We start from the raw sequence: 2,756 nt of genomic DNA on the forward strand, positions 1-2,756 counted from the left end.
GCGGCCTCAGGCCGCCAGTGCCATCGCGTGCTGGTTGGCGGACTTGCCCGATGACGACGGGGCGGCGGAGGCGGAGCATTCGATGTCACCGGAGAGCTGGCCGCCTTCCTCGATCACCACCTTGCCGTACCGGATCTTGCCGGTGACCTTGCCCGTGGCGTAAATCACCAGCTTCTGGCGCACCGTGAGGTTGCCGTCGAACACGCCGCGGATCTCGGCGATGTCGATCTCGGCCGAGCCCTTGAACTCGCCCTGTTCCGCGATCTGGATCACGCGCGAATCCATGGTCGCCTCGACCAGACCTTCCACCACCAGCGTGTCGCAGTCGGTGATCTCCACGCCCTTGAGCTTGATGTTGGGGCCGACCGTGAGCTTGCTGCCACCTTCGGGGGTGGACGACGACGAGCCGACGCCGGCGGCGCTGGTGGAGGCACCCAGGTCCAGATCAGGGGTGGCGGGGGCCGGGGTCTGCGGCTGGGCCTGCGACGCGCTGGTGCTCGCTGGCTGGCCGTAGCGTTGCGTGGCCATGCCGGTGTTCAGGGTCTTGGGTTGATCGTCTCGTTTGCCAAAGTGCAGTGCCATGCCAGCTCCTTCAAAAAGTGAAGCGGCCATGCTAAGCGCCATGCCTCTTACATTCTTCCCGCTCCGGTAAGAGGGGTAACGAGATGAACGGTACATGCGGTTTCATTTTTTCGCCCGAGATCGTTTGCGGCCTTCCATTTCGCGGACCAGGGCGCGTGCTTCATCGCCCTCGGGAATCGGCCGGCCGCTGTCGCGCCATTGCACGGCGTCTTTGAAGCCGGCTTCCTGCGCGTGGCGGCGGAACCAGAGGCCCTCGGGGTTGTGTCGCGTGATGCCGTCGAACAGCGTGGCCATCTGCTGCGTCTGTTCCAGACCCATGGTGAGCATGACTTGGTTGACCACCATCTTGTGCATGGCCAGGTGTGAGCGCGGCACGCCGGCGATGCGCCCGGCGAGCTGCATGGTGGCGTCTTCGAGCTGCTCGGCCGGCACGGCCTCGTTGGCCAGCCCCCAGGCCGCGGCTGTGCGGCCGTCGATCACGTTGCCGGTGAACATCATCTGCTTGGCGCGCGCAGCGCCGAGGCGGTAGGTCCACATGGCGGTGGTGGGGCAGCCCCAGACGCGCGTGGGCATGTAGCCAATGCGCGCGTCGTCGGCCATCACGAGCAGGTCACAGCACAGCGCGATGTCGCTGCCGCCGGCCACCGCCGCGCCGTGCACCTTGGCGATGGTGGGCTTGGGGCTGCGCCACAGTGCCATGAAGTCTTCGGTGTTGCGCTTCATGAAGGCATAGTCGTCCATCGGGTCCCAGGGGTGGCGCTCCTGCTGGCAGGGGTGGTCGATGTCGCCTTCGCCGAACAGGGAGAGGTCATAGCCGCCGCAGAAACCTTTGCCGGCGCCCTCGACCACGATCACGTGCACCTCGTCGTCGGCATTGGCCCACTCCACTGCCGCACGGATCTCGCGCGGCGTCTCGTCGTTGATGGCATTGAGGCGTTCGGGACGGTTGAGCAGCAAGCGCGCGACGCGCGGCTGGTTCGTGTCCTTCTCGATGCGCAAGGTGCTGAAGCTGGGCATGGTCGTGTCTCCTGAGGGTTGCTGTCTCCATGATAGGCAGCCCCCACACCTGCCGCAGTTGCCTCGGAGACAGAAGTTTTGATTCCATATGGTTGCGCACGCAACCAAATGAGGATAAAGTTGCGCCCGCAACCATTGTGGAACCCATGAAACCAGTACTGCCTTCCTCCATTCCCGTGCTGATCGCTGGCGGCGGTCCGGTGGGGCTGACCCTGTCGGCCCTGCTCGCGCGCGAGGGCATCCCCCACCTCGTGATCGAAGCCGATGAGGGCTATTGCACGGGAAGCCGCGCCATCTGCATTTCTCGACGATCGCAGGAAATCCTGGGTTGGGTGGGTGCCGACGCGCCGCTGGTGGAAAAGGGCCTGAGCTGGACGGGCGGCCGAAGCCATTGGCGTGATACCGAGGTGCTGCACTTCGAGATGCCCGCCGAACCCAGCCAGCGATTCGCGCCCATGGTCAACATCCAGCAGTTTTACGTCGAAGCATTCGCGCACGAGGCGGCCCAGCGGCAGGGCGATGCATCGCGCGTGCTCTGGGCCAGCCGCGTGGTGGCCGTGCGCCAGCAGGTGGGCAGCGTGCAGGTGGAGGTGGACACGCCGCAAGGACGCCAGACCGTGCAGGCCGACTTTGTCGTGGCCTGCGATGGCGGGCGCAGCACCGTGCGCGAGCAGCTTGGCCTGCAGCTGGAGGGCACCCAGTACGACGGCAAGTATGTGATCGTCGATGTGGTGCAGAAGACGCGGCGCCCGGTCGAGCGCCTGGCCTGGTTCGATCCACCCTCCAACCCGGGCTCCACCATCCTCATGCACCGTCAGCCCGACGATGTCTGGCGCATCGACTACCAGATCCGCGACGACGAGGACCCCGTGGAAGCGGTCAAGCCAGAGAACGTGCTGCCGCGCGTGCGCAGCCACCTGGCGATGATCGGCGAGAACGAACCTTGGGAACCCCTGTGGATTTCGATCTACAACGCCAAATGCCTGACGCTGCCGAGCTACCGCCAGGGCCGCGTGTTCTTTGCGGGCGATGCGGCCCACCTGGTGCCCATCTTCGGTGTGCGCGGTCTCAATTCGGGCCTGGACGATGCCGCCAACCTGGCGTGGAAACTGGCCCGAGTGCTGCGCGGCGAATCGCCCGACGCCTTGCTCGACTCC

Annotated in this window: 3 protein-coding genes; 1 reads left to right on the forward strand and 2 read right to left on the reverse strand. The window is 65.7% G+C overall.

All coding sequences use genetic code 11. The features are described from left to right. Window positions 1-6: 6 nt before the first annotated feature. Window positions 7-582, reverse strand: coding sequence for a polymer-forming cytoskeletal protein (locus KIT86_RS24820; RefSeq protein ID WP_297403373.1), 576 nt, complete (start codon window positions 580-582; stop codon window positions 7-9). A gap of 102 nt (window positions 583-684) precedes the next feature. Next, entirely contained in the window at window positions 685-1,599 is a 915-nt protein-coding gene (locus KIT86_RS24825) for a crotonase/enoyl-CoA hydratase family protein (RefSeq protein ID WP_297403374.1), read from the reverse strand. Between the two features lie 146 nt (window positions 1,600-1,745). Here KIT86_RS24825 and KIT86_RS24830 point away from each other — a divergent pair. Next, a partial coding sequence (locus KIT86_RS24830) for an FAD-dependent monooxygenase (RefSeq protein WP_297403376.1) occupies window positions 1,746-2,756 on the forward strand: 1,011 nt, incomplete at its 3' end.

Origin of the sequence: Hydrogenophaga sp., assembly GCF_026125825.1 — a bacterium.
Taxonomy (GTDB): Bacteria; Pseudomonadota; Gammaproteobacteria; order Burkholderiales; family Burkholderiaceae_C; genus Hydrogenophaga.